This is a genomic window from Lysobacter stagni (assembly GCF_030053425.1).
Lineage (GTDB): Bacteria > Pseudomonadota > Gammaproteobacteria > Xanthomonadales > Xanthomonadaceae > Lysobacter_J > Lysobacter_J stagni.
This window is the reverse complement of sequence record NZ_JASGBI010000001.1, coordinates 1,614,354-1,630,656: the sequence shown is the minus strand read 5'-3', so window position 1 is coordinate 1,630,656 and position 16,303 is coordinate 1,614,354. Positions and strand designations below refer to the sequence as shown.

Genomic DNA, 16,303 nt, shown 5'->3' with positions numbered 1-16,303 from the left:
GGGGCCGGCTGAACCCGGAGTCCGATGGAGATGTCCGGACATGGCCCCACCATCCGCCTGCGTAGGGAGGCCCACTCGGCTAGAATTGATGGTTCTCGGCCCGCTTCCGGCCGCGCAACCATAGGAACCCCCGCACGATGAAGATTCTCGTCGGCTACAAGCGCGTGGTGGACTTCAATGTCCGCATCCAGGTCAAGCCGGACGGGTCCGGCGTGGTCACCGACGGCGTCAAGCTGTCGGCCAATCCCTTCGACGAGATCGCCCTGGAAGAGGCCCTGCGCCTGCGCGACAAGGGCATCGCGACCGAGGTCGTGGTCGCCACGATCGCCCCGGCCGACGCCCAGGCGCACCTGCGCAACGGCCTGGCCATGGGCGCCAACCGAGCCATCCACGTCGTTTCCGACCAGCCGATCCAGCCGCTGACCGCCGCGCGCACCCTGCTCAAGCTGATCGAGAAGGAACAGCCGGACCTGGTCATCCTGGGCAAGCAGGCCATCGACGACGACGCCAACCAGACCGGCCAGATGCTGGCCACGCTGTGGGGCCGCCCGCAGGCAACTTTCGCTTCCAAGCTCGAGATCGCCGACGGCAAGGCCACCGTGACGCGTGAAGTCGACGCGGGCCTGGAGACGCTGCAGGTGGATCTGCCGGCCGTGGTCACCACCGACCTTCGCCTGAATGAGCCGCGCTTCATCAAGCTGCCGGACATCATGAAGGCCAAGAGCAAGCCGCTGGAGACCCTCCAGTTCGCCGACCTGGGCGTGGACACCGGCGACACCCTCAAGACCACCCACTACGCCGCGCCGGCCAAGCGCACCAAGGGCGTGATGGTGAAGGACGCGGCCGAACTGGTCGCCGCACTCAAGCAAAAGGGGCTGCTGTGATGAGCAAGGTTCTGATCGTCGCCGAACACCTGGACGGCAAGCTCAACGCCTCCACCGCCAAGTGCGTCTCCGCCGCGCAGGCGCTGAAGCCGGAATCCATCGACATCGTCGTGCTGGCTGCCGACCCGGCCGCCGTCGCAGGTGATGCCGCGCAGATCGCCGGCGTGGGCAAGGTGCTCACCGTCGCCAACGCCGCCAACGCAAACGCCATCGCCCAGGTGCTGGCACCGCAGATCGCGAAGGTCGCGGCCGGCTACAGCCATGTCTTCGGCCCCAGCACCACCTTCGGCAAGGACCTGATGCCGTGCGTCGCCGCCCTGCTGGGCGTGGCGCAGGTGTCGGACGTGATGGCCGTGGAAGGCAGCCACACCTTCAAGCGCCCGATCTACGCCGGTAACGCCATCATCAACGTCGAAGCGCCGACCGATCACACCGTCGTCGCCACCGTGCGCACGGCGTCTTGGCCGGAAGCGGCGAAGGGCGGCAGCGCTGCGATCGAAGCGGTGTCCGTCGACGCCACCCTGCCCTCGCACACGCGCCATGTCGGCCTCGCCGCCGGCAAGTCCGACCGTCCGGACCTGCAGAGCGCGAAGCGCGTCGTCTCCGGCGGCCGCGGTGTCGGCTCGGCCGAGAACTTCAAGGTGATCTACGCGCTCGCCGACAAGCTCGGCGCCGCCGTCGGTGCCTCGCGCGCGGCAGTCGATGCCGGCTACGTGCCGAACGAACTGCAGGTCGGCCAGACCGGCAAGATCATCGCGCCGGAGCTGTACATCGCCGTCGGCATCAGCGGTGCCATCCAGCACCTGACCGGCATCAAGGACGCCGGCACCATCGTGGCGATCAACAAGGATGGCGACGCGCCGATCTTCGAGATCGCGGATATCGGGCTGGTGGGGGATTTGTTCCAGCTGCTGCCGGAGCTGGAGAAGTCGTTGAGCTGAAGGTCCCAGTCTCTGCTTACGGAATCCAGAGCACACATGGCACGATGCGTTGATTGGAACAGCGGTATCGCTGTCGTCATCCCTAGTTACAAGGTCGTGAAGCACATCGAGGCGGTCATCGCCTCGATCGGGCCGGAGGTCGATGTGATCTATTGCGTCGATGACGCCTGCCCGGCCGGCAGCGGCGATTTCATCGAGCGGGAAATCAAGGACCTCCGCGTTCGCGTGCTGCGAAACTCGACCAATCTCGGAGTCGGTGGCGCGGTCATGACGGGATATCGCCAGGCGGTTGTCGATGGAGCACGGGTTATTGTCAAGATCGACGGCGACGGGCAGATGGATCCCGCCTTGCTTCCCGGCTTCGTGGCTCCGATTCTCGCGGGTGAAGCCGACTACACCAAGGGCAATCGTTTCTGGGATCTCAGCGAGATAACCCGCATGCCGGCGCTGAGGCGCATTGGCAATCTCGGCCTGAGCTTCATGGCAAAAGCCAGTACGGGCTACTGGGATGTCTTCGACCCGACCAACGGCTACACGGCGATACATGCTTCTGTCGCCGAACGATTGCCTTACGATTCGATTAGCCGGCGCTACTTTTTCGAAACCGACATCCTGTTCCGCCTCAACACGATGCGCGCGGTTGTTGTGGACATCCCGATGGATGCAAAGTACGGCGATGAAGTCAGCGGCCTCAAGATCTCGAATATTGTGTTCGAGTTCGCCTTCAAACATATGCGCAACTTCGGGAAGCGCATCGCCTATAACTACTTCCTTCGCGACCTTTCCATCGCATCCCTCGAACTTATCGCCGCAGCGGTTCTTCTTAGCTTCGGCCTCGCCTTTGGCGCGTGGAGTTGGTTCCAGTCGTTTTCGACGGACGTCCCTGCAAGCACCGGAACGATCATGATTAGCGTGTTGTCGATGCTAGTTGGAATTCAGTTCCTGCTGGCGTTCCTCGGCTATGACATTGCCAACATGCCTCGTCGAGCTCTGCACACTCGGCTGTCAACACGCTTGCGGCCGCGCCACAAGGAATCTGCATGAGCATCACCGACTGGCTATTGGAACCAGAAGTAGCGGGCTGCCCCGTCGACGGGCTGGCGCGATTCGAAGCGCACCGATCCGTACTGCGACGCAAGCAGATGATCCGTAGCGTGTTCGACGAGTTCCATCAGGTCTTCACTGACCTCGATCGAAAGCACCTCGACAGCGAAGGGTTGCTTGTCGAGCTGGGGGCTGGAGTCTATCCCGTTCGTGAAACTGTCCCGGAAGTGCTCGCGACGGACGTAGTCGCGGCACCGCATCTCGACAAAGTCATCGATGCAGGAGCGATGGATTTTCCGAACGAGAGCGTGCATGCGTTCTATCTACAGAACGTCTTTCACCATTTCCCCGATCCTGATCGCTTCTTCGCTGAGCTCGAGCGCACGCTCGCTCCCGGCGGCGGCGCCATCCTCATAGAGCCTGCCAGTGGCCCGGTCGCGTCCTGGTTATATCCTCGCCTGTTCGCGACCGAAGGTTATGACAAGACGGCATCTGACTGGCGGACGCCGGTGGGCGGCCCAATGAGCGGCGCTAACCAGGCGTTGAGCTACCTAGTATTCGACCGTGACCGCGCTCGATTCGAGGCATCCCACCCTGCTCTTGAGATTGTGCATCGCGACGCACTCCCCAACTGGCCCCGATACCTGGTGTCGGGTGGGCTCAACTTTCGACCATTACTCCCCTCCTTCATGACATTACCCTTGCGCTGGATGGAGTCAGTGTTGTCTCCGCTGCGCTCCCTGCTCGGACTCCACCGCGTGATCGTCCTGCGCAAGCGCAACCAGAGCTAAGCAATGATTGCGATGTTCTCGCGCTACGTTGCAGTTCAGATCGTGGCGTACGCCGCCGACATGGGGAGCTTCCTGCTCGCGACTAGCCTCTTGGGCTGGCAGCCATTACCCGCGAATGTTCTGGCGAAACTCGTTGCAGGCTCACTTGCCTTCGTCGCACATCGGCGGATTACTTTCGGCGTTCACGGCAAGGGACGCGAGCGCACGCAACTGTTCCGTTACATAGCACTGCTTGCGTTGAATGTCCCGATGTCGAGCGGTGCTCTGGCAGTACTGTTACATGTGGTGCACATGGAAGTGCTCGCCAAGTTTCTAGCCGACGTAGTTTGCGTAGGCGTGACGTTTCTACTTTCGCGTCATCTGGTTTTTGTTAGCACCACATCGGAACGCGATTCATGACAGCCACCCTGGGCGTCACGGGTGCATCCGGATATCTCGGGCAAGCCCTCCTGCCGTTGGCGCTTGCAGCGGGATGGAGAGTCATTGCGCTTGGCCGACGTCCCGTCGAAGGGCCGCACGGGTTTCGTCGCGTCGACTTGCGCGAAGCATTGCCGGCGGACACATTGGCGGGACTGACCGCCGTCATTCACCTAGCCGCCGACACCTCGGGGCAGGAACTGCCACCAGGCAGGGAAGTCGCATTCTGCACGGAGCTTGCCCGAGCCTGCCATGAACGTGGCTTGCCGTTACTCATCACGTCGAGCCAAGCCGCTTCGCCCACCGCACCAAACCAGTATGGTCGGACAAAAGCCGCCATAGAAGCGGAAACGCAGCAGTACGGCGCCATCCTCATTCGCCCCGGACAGGTGATTGGTGGAAGGGAAGCGGGGCTGTTCGGCCTTCTGGTCTCTCTCGTTCGCCAATCGCCTGTGCAACCGATGCTCATTCCGCGCCCGGATGTGCAGCCCATCCATGTCGACGATTTGGCCACCGTTATTCTTGCGGCCATCGCACGGCGCGACTTGGCAGGCGAGTGCATTTTCGCAGCGGGTGAACCGATTCCCTTTGATCAATTGCTATTGCATATTGGCTATCACCGCCTGCATCTTCGGCGAGTACGCGTCCCTGTTCCTGCCAGCCTGCTTCGAGCCGCACTGACCGTCGCAAGTCGCTTCCTAGGTCCGCGGCTGTCCCCCGAACGGCTCGATTCGCTGACGAGATTGCCGCGGCTTCATGCCGAGAACGACCTCCGTCGCCTGGGCATCAAGCTGCGGCCGTTAGCCGAAGCGCTGGATCGCCGCGGGAGTGCGCGACGCGTGCTCCTACACGAGGCTCGAACCCTTGCTCTCGCTACCGTCGGACGTGCGCCACGGGGCTCTCTTATGCGCCGATATGTTCGCGTGCTCAACTCGCTGGACGTACGAGACAGCCTAGGTCTTGCGCCGGCGGTACTGATGTCCGCCACTGCGGTGGCGTCACTAGACATGGCGTCCGCTAGACGCTCATCTCAACGCGGCGATCTTGCCTGGCGCATGGACGTGATATCGCGGCTGGCAGAGGCCGACCCCCAATGGGCCGATGGGTATCTACCACTTGCCGGTCGTGCAGGGGTCCTGCGTGCGGTGACAGACTTGGCCCACTCAGCCGGTCGCGAGGTTCTGGTTCGCGCCGTAGCTCCATGGGCTCGCCGCGTGGGAAGGCGGTCTACGTGAGCGTTTCCAGTCCCGTTATTGTCATTGGCGCAGGTCCGGCGGGTACAAGCGCCGCCCTCGCACTCGTCGAGCGAGGGATTCCCGTCCTCGTGCTCGAAGCCGGGACAGCCCAGGTGACGCCACCGCCACCGGGTCAGTATCTGAACCTTCGGTTTGGCGATCCACACCAATGGCGCTGGCAGATCGGCCGGCATGGCGAGGCATTTCATTCGCAAGGGAGCGTGTCGCCCAAGCTGAGGGTCCCCGGTCTTCGGTCAGTATTTGAGGGATATGCCGAGAAAAATCGGATCGATGCGATGCACGGATTCCACCTGGTCGGAGCAATTGCGCCAGGAGGACTCTCGAATGCATGGGGATGCGGAGTCGCAACCTTCGACGAGGAGGAACTCGGTCCGCTCGCCGGCGAGCTCAACGGAATGCGCGAAGCCTATGCTCGAGTGGCCGCGCGGGTTGGCATCAGTGGGGCGTCCGAGGATAGCCTACGAGAAGTCATAGGCCTCGACGAACATGCCGCACCGGCCATTGCGCTGGATTCGCTTCACGCCCGACTATGGAAGCGTAGGCACCACGTCGATGCGTTGAGCGACTTCTCGATCGGTCGCGCGCGCGTCGCTGTCCTGACCGAACCACGACCCAATCGCTCGGTATGCGATCTATCCGGCACCTGTCTGTGGGGCTGCGCCAACCGGGCAACATGGTCTGCTTCGTTCGACGTCGAGACGCTACGGCGACATCGTTTGGCGCAGTTCCTGCCGGGCACGCTTGTACGGGCAATCGAACCGGATGGGAACGGCGGATGGAGCGTCCTTGCGGAAACCGCTAGAGGAAGGGAACGCTTCCATGCCCGACGGGTCGTGCTGGCAGCCGGCACGATAGCCAGCACACGACTGGCGCTTGCGGCATTGCCTACGCCGCCAGATCAGATTCGGCTTCAATCGAACCCGATGGCTGCCTTTCTTCTGTGGCAGCCTCGCGCTCTCGGGACGCCTCGCTCGGCCTCCTTCGGACTTGCGCAGTTGTCTTTCACGGTTTCCACGCCACACAACGGCAACGCATTCGGAAATCTCTTCTCAACCTGCGGGTTGCCAATGAGCGAGTTTCTCGGTCACCTGCCGGTGTCCCGGCGCGCAGGATTGCCCCTGTTGCGAGGCTTGATGTCTTCAGTGGTGGTCGGCAACGTGTTCCTGCCCGGGAACTTGTCAGACCATAGGATTCGTGTGCGTTCGGACGGATCACTCCAGATCGAGGGCGGCGCTGATCCAGACCTGCCTGAGGCGATTGCGCACGCCAGAAGGACACTGAGCTTGGCCTTCCGCAAATTGGGCGCATGGATGCTGCCGGGAAGCTTCGTGGAGGGAGCGAAGGGTGCGGACTTGCACTACGCCTCCACCATGCCGATACGCATTGATCCCGCACCGCATGAATGTCGACTCGACGGCGAGGTTGCCGGACTACCCGGGGTTTACGTCGTTGATGGCGCCAGCCTGCCCTCACTACCTGCCAAGGCACACACGCTCACTTTGATGGCCAATGCAGACCGCATCGCGCGGCGGTTAGCGGCCGCATTCCCAGACGACCGATGATGTAGTTAGGGCACGCGTCGTGCGATCACAGTGCCGCATTACAGCCGAGCTTTCGCTAGGAACTCAGAGAGACATTCAAAAACGGCACGGCGCAAGCCAAACACTCGCGTTCACCCCTCAGCGCACGGTAATCGTGTTCGCCTCGCCCAATGCACAGGAGCCGGCCTGTCCCGAGTCCCCCACCACGAACGACATCGCGTAGACGCCCGGCGGCAACGCGCTTCCGGCCACATCGGCGGTTACACCCGCCAGACGAGGCGCCAGCTTCTCGAACTGCGGTGCAGCCGCCACGTCCGGACGATCGTTTCGGGTTCCCGTGAAGACGTACGCGTGCCCGGGGCTGGACAGGACCACGTAGACAGCACGTTGTGTGGCCTGCTGGCCCGTCGTTTCAACCGACCAGCCCAGGATGCGCATGTTCCCGGCACCGGTGAACGACCACCCCCCTGACTCGCGGGTCGCCCCTTCCACCAGGTCCAAATAGCACGCCAGCCCTTCCGCAGGGCGCGCGCCGAGGATCCACGAAGGTGGCGAAGCAAGCGCGGTACCCGCCTCCACGGTCGCGATGTCCGGAGTCAGGCTTGGTCCCACGTCTTCGCGCGCGCAGGCCACAAGCGCCAGGCCGAGCAGCAGCGATGCGCTGCGCGGCAGGTTCAACCGGCCACCTCGACCAGGCGCCTGAAAAGGTCAACGTGACGCTCGACCTGTCGTTCAAGACGGAACTCGTAGGCGCGTTCACTGCCTCGCCTGCGCAGATCCTCCGCATATGCGGTGTCCTGCGCGACGCGAAGCAGCTGCTCGCGCAGTTCTGAATCGTTGCCTGGTTCGTCGAGCAAGACGCCTGCGTCCACGGCGATCTCCGCCAGCGAGCTGTTGTTCGATGTGATGACGGGAGCGCCACAAGCCATGGCTTCCGCCACCGGCAACCCAAAGCCTTCGTACAGCGAGGGGTACACGAACGCAGTCGCCATTGAATAGAGGGCGGGGAGATCGTCGAACGGTACGTAGCCGAGCACCTTCACGCGGCTGCCTGCGGCAGACATCAGCTTCTTGATGTCGTCGTTCAGCCAACCGGACGCGCCGACGACGACCAGGGTCTCTTCGCCACCGTACCCCTTCATGGCCTTCAGCAGCGTCCGCAGGTTCTTCCTGGGCTCGATGCTGCCGACATACAGGAAGTACTTGTCAGGCAGCGCGTGCCGTTGGCGCACGCTGGAACGGCGCAGCTCGGAGGCCGGCTTGAACACGCTCAGGTCGATGCCGCAATGGATGACGTCGATGCGCGCTGGATCCAGGCGGTAGTGCTGGATGAAATCCTTTCGGGAGTTCTCCGAGACCGCCACAAAGCGTGCCCCGGCCGACACCGCGCGATCGAACGCGGAGGAACACAGGGCAATGTTCTCCGAGGTGTGAAACTGCGGGTGCGACAGGAACGTGGTGTCATGCACCACTACGACCGCCGGCCCGTCGAACTTGTCCGGGAAGGCGTTGCCTGGGCAATACAACGCACTGAGTCCCGGCACATGGCGATCGGCATCCTTGAACGCCGGAAGCGGCCCCTTGTACATCGTGATACCGCTGGCAGGCGTGACGGAGAACTCGCCGTTGGCGCCCGGCACGTAGTTCGGGTGCACGAAGTCGCCGAAGCCGGGCAGCATCAGGTAATCGAACTCGCGCCCGGTTTCCGATTGCCAGCGCGACAAGCCCTTCATCAGCGATGCCGTGTAGCGACCAACGCCGGACACCTCGCTGCCGATCGCGCGCGACACGTCCACGCCGATCCGGAGTCGCCCCGCCTGCGCACTACTCGAGCGCGCGGGTTGCTTGGCGTCGCTCGAGATCTCCGCGATGCGGTCGTGCATCCGTTGCGCACTCTGCGTCAGCGACCAGCGCTCCTCGACGTCGGCTGCGGCGCGCCGGCCTTTCTCGCGTGCTTCCTGCTGGTTCTCGAAGACATGCCGGAAAAGGCGCATCAGGTGATCTTCGTCGGGCAGCGCCCACTTGAAGCCGGTGTAATACGGACACTTGGCCTCGGCATCCACCAGCGAAACCTGCAACGGATAGCTGTTACCGTCGTCCAGGAATGCCTGCTGCGCACTCCAGTAGCTGGCGATGACCGGCACGCCGCACGCCATGGCCTCCAGAATGGGCATGCCCCATCCTTCGCCGCGCGTGGGCAGCACGAAACAGTCTGCCGACCTGTACAACTGCGCGATCTGGTAATACGGAACGGACTCGTTCTCGGAATAGACGATCCTCCCGCCGTCGGGATCAAGGCCGAGCGAGCGGATGATCGCAGGCGGATCAACCCCCGGGTCGCGATTGGAGTACTTGCAGATCAGCACCACCGGATCGTCCTTGGTGAACGCGCGGTTGAAGGCGCGGATCAGGATCTCCGGGGACTTTCGTTCGCCCCACTCGAATACCGACAGGAACGTGTAGACGCCATCGAGTTTCAGCGCCTCGATTTCCGGATTGAAATAGTCCGTGTCCACCAGGCCCAGCGGCATGACATGAATTGGCGCAGTGACGCCACTACGCTGGAACGTCCACTTGTTGAACTCCGTAGGCACCCACAGCTCGTCCAGGCTGTTGCATCCGGCCGCCCACTCTTTCGGGATGCCCGTGGTCTCGAGCATGGTGTAGCCGATGCGGTACCCGTCGCCCGTTACAGTCTCGAACGCGTCGGCCTGCCCGTAGATGAGGGTCGGCACGCCGGTCTGCGCGGGACGCTGGCGGATGACCTCAAGCTGGTAGACGCCCGTGCTCTGCTCGGCGGACTCCGCCACGGGGTACACCGTCCCCGGGCCATACAGGTATTCGTACGAGATTTTCACGCCGTTACGTTCCAGCCCAAGCGCGATCTGACGCGCGGTCATCGCGTAACCGACAGGCTGGAAGAACGTCGAACGCAGATGGAGCTCCTGGGTGTAGCGTGCATCCAGCACTGTCTGCCACTTGCCCAGGAAGGTCTCGCGCGACTTGAGGAACATGTCGCTGTGGCTGACCTTGTTGACGGAGGTTGATCCGTGCTCGCGATGACGCACCGTGAGCGAACCGCAGTTCATCACCCGGAAACCCGCCTGCCTGGCCTTGAAGCAGTAATCGGAATCCTCGTAGTAGGAGAAGAAGTCCTCATCGAGAAAACCGATGGCATCGAGCACCGCGCGCCGGATGTAGACGCAGGCGAAAACAACGCCCTCCACCTCGCGGTCGTACGGATACTGATTGATGTCCTTCTCGCCGGATCCAAGCTGCTGGCCCCAGAAGCTGCGATCCGGGATATAGGTGCCGGCATGCTGGAGCATGCCTCCTGTGAGCCGACGGATCCGGCAGCCGGCGATTCCGATATCGTCCTGCGAGGACACCGTGGCCTGGAGCTTCTCGATCCACTGCGGATCGTCGATCTCGGTGTCGTTGTTGAGAAGGATGACGTCGTGCGTCGGGTCTATGAGCTTCAGGGCTGCATTGTTCCCGCGGACGAATCCCAGGTTCTCCCCATTGAACAGGGTGACGATGCCCGGGATGCCCGACAGGTACTCCACGGTCCCATCGGTGCTTCCATTGTCCACGACGATGACATCGGCCTTCGCCGGATCGGTGTGCTTGAGGACGCTTGCCAGACAGGGCTTGGTGAACTCCAAACCGTTCCACGTCAGGATGACGACGGACACGCGGGTCACCGAAGGAGTTTCGACCGACCGCATGGGATCGACCGCAGCATTAGCGTTCATGTTCACTCACCTTGTATATCCTGCAAAGGCCGGTTCCCGACACCCGGGTCGCGTCCCTGATCGTCACACCCGAATCGGCGAGGATATATCGCGCATTTGCCAGCTGATGAGCGCTCAGCTCGCTGTTTGCATCGACCATCCTGGTCGTGACGGGAAAGGCAGGAAGCCAGAAGACATTGTCGACCAGCCCCTTCCTGCCGCTTACGACGACAGCTACCGGCCCCGGATTTCGCGATAGTAGCTCAGCCGCAACAGCGCCACAGTGAGAGTCGCTCGCACCCGGACTACGATCGCGCAGTTCTCGCCAGGTCCCGTAGTTGGCCAGCAGCAGCCACACACCGATGACGGCCAGTGCCGCGGCGGACTGGCTCCTGTTTAGTTTCAGGTACGCGGCCAGTAGCGCACCCACGGCCAACACGACCAGCCAGCGGGCGTGCGCCCGATACCAGTGCGCCTCCATGCTGTCCACGGTCGCGCCAAACCAGGGGTCCGCACTGAACTTGTGGACGACGACGAACAACACGGGCGCCAGCAGGAACACACCCAGCGTCAGCCAGTACAGCCAGCGCCCAGGCCCTCCGACGCGAGCCCGGTCCAGCGGCGCCATGCAGGCCACCAGGAGCAAGGGGAACACGCTGAAGTAATAGCGGCTGTGCCAGCGCCCCAGCCCTCCCAGATCCACCTTCGAAACGCCCAGGGTGAAGACGAGCGCCATCGCTACCGCACCCGCCGCGGCCAGCAGAAGGAACATGTGCAGGCGCCAGCGTGTCGACTCTTCCGAGTTTCCGACTGGCATCGCAATCATGGCCATCAACGTCGCGATACCCAGCGCGAAAGGGAAGGCCAGGATGGTGAGATGCCCCAGCAGCAGCTTCCACACGCCCCGTGGATCGGAGATCGCCGCTGACCACGCGGAAGAGAGCCAACCACCGGAGTGGTTCTCGTACATCCCCAATCCCGCCGTTCCGGAGATCGAGATCAGCGATCTGATCGCAAGATAGGCGACCAGCATCGAAGCCAGCATGGCAGCCGCCGACTTGGCCAATGCAACCATGCGCCCTCGCGAGGAGGCACGCATCACGAGTGCGAGGGAGATCAGATACGCCGGCAGCAGGATGATCCCGTTGAGGCGCACATTCAGCAGCGCGCCCACCAGCAATCCCAGGGTCGCCGCGCGGCCCCATGCTTCGGGTCGCTCCAGCGAGCTGAGGCCAACTGCCACGCACAACAGGAACAACGGGAAGTACAGGACCTCGGTGACCGCGTAGGCCGAGATGAAGACAGCGGGAAGCACTACCGAGGCCGCTGCGACCACCAGCGATGCACGCAGCGGAAGAAACCGCCGGGCAATCGCATAGGCCGGGAACACGGCGCTGGACACCAGTACGGCATTGATGAAACGGATGCCCGTGTAGAAGGACTCACCCATCGCGAATGCCGGAGCGATCAGGTACGGATACAGCATGTTCGGCAGGTTGGTGGCGTGCTGGATCTGGTCGGACAACGGAATCCCTTCCTTGCCCCCCTGCCACAATCCCATCGCGATGGCCTTGTAGACGTATTCGTCCCCCGACCAGTAGGGCAACGCGAGCGAGACACAGAACCGCAGGGCGACGCTCGCCACAAAGATGAGCCCCAACGCGACGACCGGAGTTGCCACGCGAGCGGGTTGACGTTCTTCGCCCCGAACCACCCAACCGCCGAACAGCCATGCTGACCACAACGTCGCGACGATGAGCGCGATCGTCGCCAGGTGCTGCCCCCACAGCCGCCACGCGTTCAATCGACCGATGCGGATGTTCTCGATGACCACACCTGGCGGACCGGAATGAAGGATCCGGAACGACACATCCGGTGGGACCTCGTCGCCACTCTCGATCACGCCACGCAACTCGACGGGCGCCGGCCCGCCGAGGACCGTCAGGTTCTGTTCCTGCCTGGGGCTGTCATATCCGGGGCCGAACAGGTCGACGGTCAACGCGACGGCCGCCGAATCGACGGGGCGCACGGTGAATGAGTACACGTACCCATGATCCGCGGCCACGGGTATATGCCCTTCCAGCACGCGCGATACGCTGCTCTCGACGGCCTTGAACCCATCGCGTCCTTCGGGGACGAAACCGGTCGCGCGAACCGACGTGGCCATCACCGCATCGCCGCGGAGTGGATCGGCGTTCAACGCCCAGAATGCCCCGAAGGCAAGGAAGGTCAGCAACAGCGCCAGCGCGGCCACCGACGGATGTTCCAGCCAGGTCATCGCCGCTCGAAGGCGGCCCGGCCCGAATGCTTCGCGCGAGCGGATCAGTCGTCGTTCCATGACACCCTTGACTGTCAGGCCTTCAGACGGCGCAGGTCCGCGTCGACCATCATCACGATGAGCTCCTCCAGCGAGGTCTTCGGCTTCCAACCGAGCACACGCTCCGCCTTCGCCGGATTGCCCAACAGTACATCGACCTCGGCGGGACGCATGAACTTCTCGTCGGTAACGACATGGTCTTCAGGATTCAGCCCGACGTGGGCGAAGGCGATACGGCACATGTCACGGACCGTGGTGGTGACCCCGGTCGCGATGACGTAGTCATCCGCCTGGTCCTGCTGCAGCATCATCCACATCGCCTCGACGTAATCTCCGGCGAAGCCCCAGTCGCGCTTGGCATCGACATTACCCAGGTGCAACTTGCTGGAAAGCCCGAGCTTGATGCGCGCGACGCCGTCGGTCACCTTCCGGGTGACGAACTCGATACCGCGCAGCGGCGACTCGTGATTGAACAGGATGCCGCTGGAGGCGTGCATCCCGTGGCTTTCGCGATAGTTGACGGTCGCCCAATGCCCCATCAGCTTGGCGACACCATAGGGACTGCGCGGATAGAAGGGTGTCTTCTCATCCTGCCGGTCGGCCTGGATCAGGCCAAACATCTCGCTCGTCGACGCCTGATAGAAGCGCGCCTCCGGATTGATGAGGCGCACGGCCTCCAGGATGTTCAGCACACCGACGCCGTCGATCTGCGCGGTGACCACAGGTTGCTGCCAGGAACTTCCGACGAAGCTCTGCGCACCCAGGTTATAGACCTCGTCCGCTTGCGACTTCTGCATCGCACGGATCAGGGAAGCCATGTCGGTGAGGTCGCCGTCGATCAGCTCGACGTCTCGATCGATCCCCAGCTCGCGCAGCCGCCAGAGGGTATCCGTGCTGCGTCGCGCGAGCACGCCATGCACGCGATACCCCTTCTCGAGGAGGAGCTGCGACAGGTAGGCGCCGTCCTGTCCAGTAATGCCAGTGATCAACGCCGCTTTACGATTGCTCATCGCCAACCTCATACCTTCAGAATGTCTTTCAAAGTCGTCTGGAATTCGATCCCGGGGCTCCAGCCGGTGTCGCGACGCGTTTCCGACGCATCCGCGACCATCCTGCGCTGTTCCGAAGGACGGTACCTGGCGGGATCCCGCTTCACCTCGACCTGCAAGCCGAGCATGTCCACCATGGTCTCGATGATGTCGCGCACCCGTCGCTCGACCCCCGAGGCAACGATGTAGCGCTTTCCGGGTACGCCGGATTCGAGAATCCTGCCATAGGCTTCCACGACATCGCGCACATCGGTGAAGTCCCGCGAGCTGTCGATATCACCGACCTCGAGAACGGGAGGCAGCGTACCCGCACGAATCGACAGCAGTTGCGCCGCCAGCGATGGCACCACGAAGCGCTCGCTCTGCCCGGGGCCTATGTGATTGAACGGCCGTGCGATCACCACGTCATGGCCCAGCCTGCGGCCCCACTGCAAGCACAGCTCCTCCGCTGCCAGCTTGCTGGAGGCATAGGGGTTGAGCGGGCACGCAGGCGTGGAAGGATTGACGGGAAGCGCCGGCTCTTCGACCCGACCGTAGACATCGCCGGAACTCACGTAGAGCAACCGCCCTGCGAAGCCGGCGCTCGACAAAGCCTCGAGCAGGTGGAGCGTTCCCATCACGTTGACCTGATAGGTCTCTTCAGGGTCCGATATCGAGCGTGGTACAAAACTCTGGGCGGCCAGGTGCACGACGACATCCGCCGGGTTGGCCGTCACGAAAGACCGGACGGCCTCGGCATCCCGAAGGTCCAGACCAGCCGGCAGCGGCATGACCGAGTCGACCGGGAAGCGACCTTGATCGATGGCCTGCAGCACATGGCTGCCAACGAATCCTCCCGCCCCTGTGATCAGCGCGCGTCGACTCACAGCGCGGACACCGACTTTCTCGCGACGATCGCGTAGTCCAGGGACGCGCGCGTCGGCTCCGCCAGGGCATTGATGGTGGCCGCGCCGGCCATCTCTGCCGGCACCGCTTCCAACGCGGTCGGGGTCCTCGCCTCGAAGAGCCTGACGATGTCCGACTGGACGAACCCCCGCGAGTTCACCATCCAACGCAGCATCTCGGGCGGGAGTGGATTACGGTGCGTCGGATCCATATAGAAGGCCCACTGGGCCACGAGTGCATTCTCCGGATTCGGCGTCTCGATGATCATGCCGCCCCCTGGCACCAGCACCCTCAGCGCTTCGTCGAAGAGGTCGATCATCACCTCGAACGGGAGGTGTTCGACGAGATGGAACGAGGTGACCAGGCCTACCGAGCGCGCCGGCAAACTGCGCAGCATGGCAATGGCATCTTGCGCGGCAACGTTCAGACCCTTCGCCTGACAGGTCTGGACGAATACCTCGTTGAGGTCCACGCCTGATGCGGTAAGCCCTCGGTCGCGCAGCATCTGCAACCACTCGCCGCGGCCGCAGCCCAGGTCCACCACCGGCGTATCCGGCGTGCCTACACCAAGGTCCGAAACGAACTTGAGGTAGGGTTCGAGACGTTGGCGGATCTGTTCTTCGGGGCCGCGGAACTGTTCCTCGAAGTCTGCATAGAGCTGGTCAAGATCCTTGCGCAGACTCTCGCCCACCGCCGGACCGCGCGACGTCTTCATAACCTCGATTTCTGCCGAGATACGTTCGGCCTGGGCGTCCATGCGCGACTGCAGATCTTCGATGGCCTCCATGCTGGGCAGTGCCGTCACGGCTTTCTCGAGCGATACGATTCGCTCACTGTTGGTCGCGGAAACGCGTCCGAGCGCCTCATGCATCGCCTGCGCATCGCCGCTCACATGCCCCAGTTGCGTTTCCAGGCGCCGCAACAGCGTTGGCAGGCGGATCGCATCCAGGCCCCATCCGAGTACACGGCCCACGACGGGGAGACGGCGCCACACCTGAAGCTTGTAAGGGATGAGCAACCCGTCGACGTGGACCGATCGGGAAAGGCCTTCCGGGGACCAGCGGATGGCGCCAATCACCTCGACCTTTGAAATGCTACCCGCGCGCAGTTCGCGCAGGTAACCGCCAGCGCCACCATCGGGCTCGCGTACGAGCACGGCTCGATAGACGTTGGTTACGAACTCGGCGTCATCGTAACGCAGCAGATCACCCAGCGCGTACTCCCCTTTCCGTTGGAAATCCCGCTGTGCGGCGGCAGACAGGAGCGGGCCCTGCCCATTGATCCCTTCCTGCGCGGACAGCGTTGGCGTGCTCCCTGCATGGGGAAGCCCCAGCTTGACGCGCACCCGACGCATCACCTCTTCGGCCGAGATCAGATGCTCATTCCTGCCAGACATGTATGCTCCAAGAACTTCCAGAACCGTTGATGAGCTGCGGACAGCAGG

The 16,303-nt window shown here is 63.1% G+C and carries 13 protein-coding genes; 7 read left to right on the top strand and 6 right to left on the bottom strand.

What is annotated here, in order from left to right; genetic code table 11:
* Window positions 1–137: 137 nt before the first annotated feature.
* The 7 genes from QLQ15_RS07420 to QLQ15_RS07390 are packed head-to-tail and all read left to right on the top strand — an operon-like array spanning window position 138 to window position 6,895.
* The gene (locus QLQ15_RS07420) at window positions 138–884 is read left to right on the top strand and encodes an electron transfer flavoprotein subunit beta/FixA family protein (RefSeq protein WP_283212190.1); all 747 of its coding nucleotides are present in this window, start codon (window positions 138–140) and stop codon (window positions 882–884) included.
* The gene (locus QLQ15_RS07415) at window positions 884–1,825 is read left to right on the top strand and encodes an electron transfer flavoprotein subunit alpha/FixB family protein (RefSeq protein WP_283212189.1); all 942 of its coding nucleotides are present in this window, start codon (window positions 884–886) and stop codon (window positions 1,823–1,825) included. Before QLQ15_RS07420 ends, QLQ15_RS07415 begins: the two co-directional genes overlap by 1 nt.
* Before the next feature lie 36 nt (window positions 1,826–1,861).
* Window positions 1,862–2,869 carry a glycosyltransferase family 2 protein gene (locus QLQ15_RS07410; protein WP_283212188.1) on the top strand — a complete coding sequence of 336 codons (1,008 nt, stop codon included), beginning with the start codon at window positions 1,862–1,864 and terminating at the stop codon, window positions 2,867–2,869.
* Window positions 2,866–3,660, top strand: a complete 795-nt coding sequence (locus QLQ15_RS07405) for a class I SAM-dependent methyltransferase (protein ID WP_283212187.1) — start codon at window positions 2,866–2,868, stop codon at window positions 3,658–3,660. The genes QLQ15_RS07410 and QLQ15_RS07405 overlap by 4 nt, the downstream gene beginning before the upstream one ends.
* A 3-nt stretch (window positions 3,661–3,663) precedes the next feature.
* Window positions 3,664–4,059, top strand: coding sequence for a GtrA family protein (locus QLQ15_RS07400; protein ID WP_283212186.1), 396 nt, complete (start codon window positions 3,664–3,666; stop codon window positions 4,057–4,059).
* On the top strand, window positions 4,056–5,312 hold the full coding sequence (locus tag QLQ15_RS07395) for an NAD-dependent epimerase/dehydratase family protein (protein ID WP_283212185.1): 1,257 nt from the start codon (window positions 4,056–4,058) through the stop codon (window positions 5,310–5,312). Before QLQ15_RS07400 ends, QLQ15_RS07395 begins: the two co-directional genes overlap by 4 nt.
* Window positions 5,309–6,895 carry an FAD-binding protein gene (locus QLQ15_RS07390; protein WP_283212184.1) on the top strand — a complete coding sequence of 529 codons (1,587 nt, stop codon included), beginning with the start codon at window positions 5,309–5,311 and terminating at the stop codon, window positions 6,893–6,895. Before QLQ15_RS07395 ends, QLQ15_RS07390 begins: the two co-directional genes overlap by 4 nt.
* A gap of 117 nt (window positions 6,896–7,012) precedes the next feature.
* Here the strand turns inward: QLQ15_RS07390 and QLQ15_RS07385 are convergent, their stop codons facing one another.
* Genes QLQ15_RS07385 through QLQ15_RS07360 form a run of 6 tightly spaced genes read right to left on the bottom strand, consistent with a single transcriptional unit; the run spans window position 7,013 to window position 16,255 of the window.
* Window positions 7,013–7,552: a hypothetical protein gene (locus QLQ15_RS07385; RefSeq protein ID WP_283212183.1), complete on the bottom strand. Its 540-nt coding sequence runs from the start codon at window positions 7,550–7,552 to the stop codon at window positions 7,013–7,015.
* Window positions 7,549–10,629: a glycosyltransferase gene (locus QLQ15_RS07380; RefSeq protein WP_283212182.1), complete on the bottom strand. Its 3,081-nt coding sequence runs from the start codon at window positions 10,627–10,629 to the stop codon at window positions 7,549–7,551. Before QLQ15_RS07380 ends, QLQ15_RS07385 begins: the two co-directional genes overlap by 4 nt.
* Window positions 10,619–12,946, bottom strand: coding sequence for an ArnT family glycosyltransferase (locus QLQ15_RS07375; protein ID WP_283212181.1), 2,328 nt, complete (start codon window positions 12,944–12,946; stop codon window positions 10,619–10,621). Before QLQ15_RS07375 ends, QLQ15_RS07380 begins: the two co-directional genes overlap by 11 nt.
* A gap of 14 nt (window positions 12,947–12,960) precedes the next feature.
* The gene (locus QLQ15_RS07370; RefSeq protein WP_283212180.1) at window positions 12,961–13,935 is read right to left on the bottom strand and encodes a GDP-mannose 4,6-dehydratase; all 975 of its coding nucleotides are present in this window, start codon (window positions 13,933–13,935) and stop codon (window positions 12,961–12,963) included.
* Window positions 13,936–13,943: 8 nt separating this feature from the next.
* Entirely contained in the window at window positions 13,944–14,840 is an 897-nt protein-coding gene (locus QLQ15_RS07365) for a GDP-mannose 4,6-dehydratase (protein ID WP_283212179.1), read from the bottom strand.
* Window positions 14,837–16,255, bottom strand: a complete 1,419-nt coding sequence (locus QLQ15_RS07360) for a methyltransferase domain-containing protein (protein ID WP_283212178.1) — start codon at window positions 16,253–16,255, stop codon at window positions 14,837–14,839. The genes QLQ15_RS07365 and QLQ15_RS07360 overlap by 4 nt, the downstream gene beginning before the upstream one ends.
* Window positions 16,256–16,303 lie beyond the last annotated feature (48 nt).

What these genes read in the sequence shown, in the direction of transcription:
- QLQ15_RS07420 (WP_283212190.1), top strand. Translation starts at nt 138, where the DNA reads ATGAAGATTCTCGTCGGCTACAAGCGCGTGGTGGACTTCAATGTCCGC.
- QLQ15_RS07415 (WP_283212189.1), top strand. Translation starts at nt 884, where the DNA reads ATGAGCAAGGTTCTGATCGTCGCCGAACACCTGGACGGCAAGCTCAAC.
- QLQ15_RS07410 (WP_283212188.1), top strand. Translation starts at nt 1,862, where the DNA reads ATGGCACGATGCGTTGATTGGAACAGCGGTATCGCTGTCGTCATCCCT.
- QLQ15_RS07405 (WP_283212187.1), top strand. Translation starts at nt 2,866, where the DNA reads ATGAGCATCACCGACTGGCTATTGGAACCAGAAGTAGCGGGCTGCCCC.
- QLQ15_RS07400 (WP_283212186.1), top strand. Translation starts at nt 3,664, where the DNA reads ATGATTGCGATGTTCTCGCGCTACGTTGCAGTTCAGATCGTGGCGTAC.
- QLQ15_RS07395 (WP_283212185.1), top strand. Translation starts at nt 4,056, where the DNA reads ATGACAGCCACCCTGGGCGTCACGGGTGCATCCGGATATCTCGGGCAA.
- QLQ15_RS07380 (WP_283212182.1), bottom strand. Translation starts at nt 10,629, where the DNA reads ATGAACGCTAATGCTGCGGTCGATCCCATGCGGTCGGTCGAAACTCCT.
- QLQ15_RS07375 (WP_283212181.1), bottom strand. Translation starts at nt 12,946, where the DNA reads ATGGAACGACGACTGATCCGCTCGCGCGAAGCATTCGGGCCGGGCCGC.
- QLQ15_RS07370 (WP_283212180.1), bottom strand. Translation starts at nt 13,935, where the DNA reads ATGAGCAATCGTAAAGCGGCGTTGATCACTGGCATTACTGGACAGGAC.
- QLQ15_RS07360 (WP_283212178.1), bottom strand. Translation starts at nt 16,255, where the DNA reads ATGTCTGGCAGGAATGAGCATCTGATCTCGGCCGAAGAGGTGATGCGT.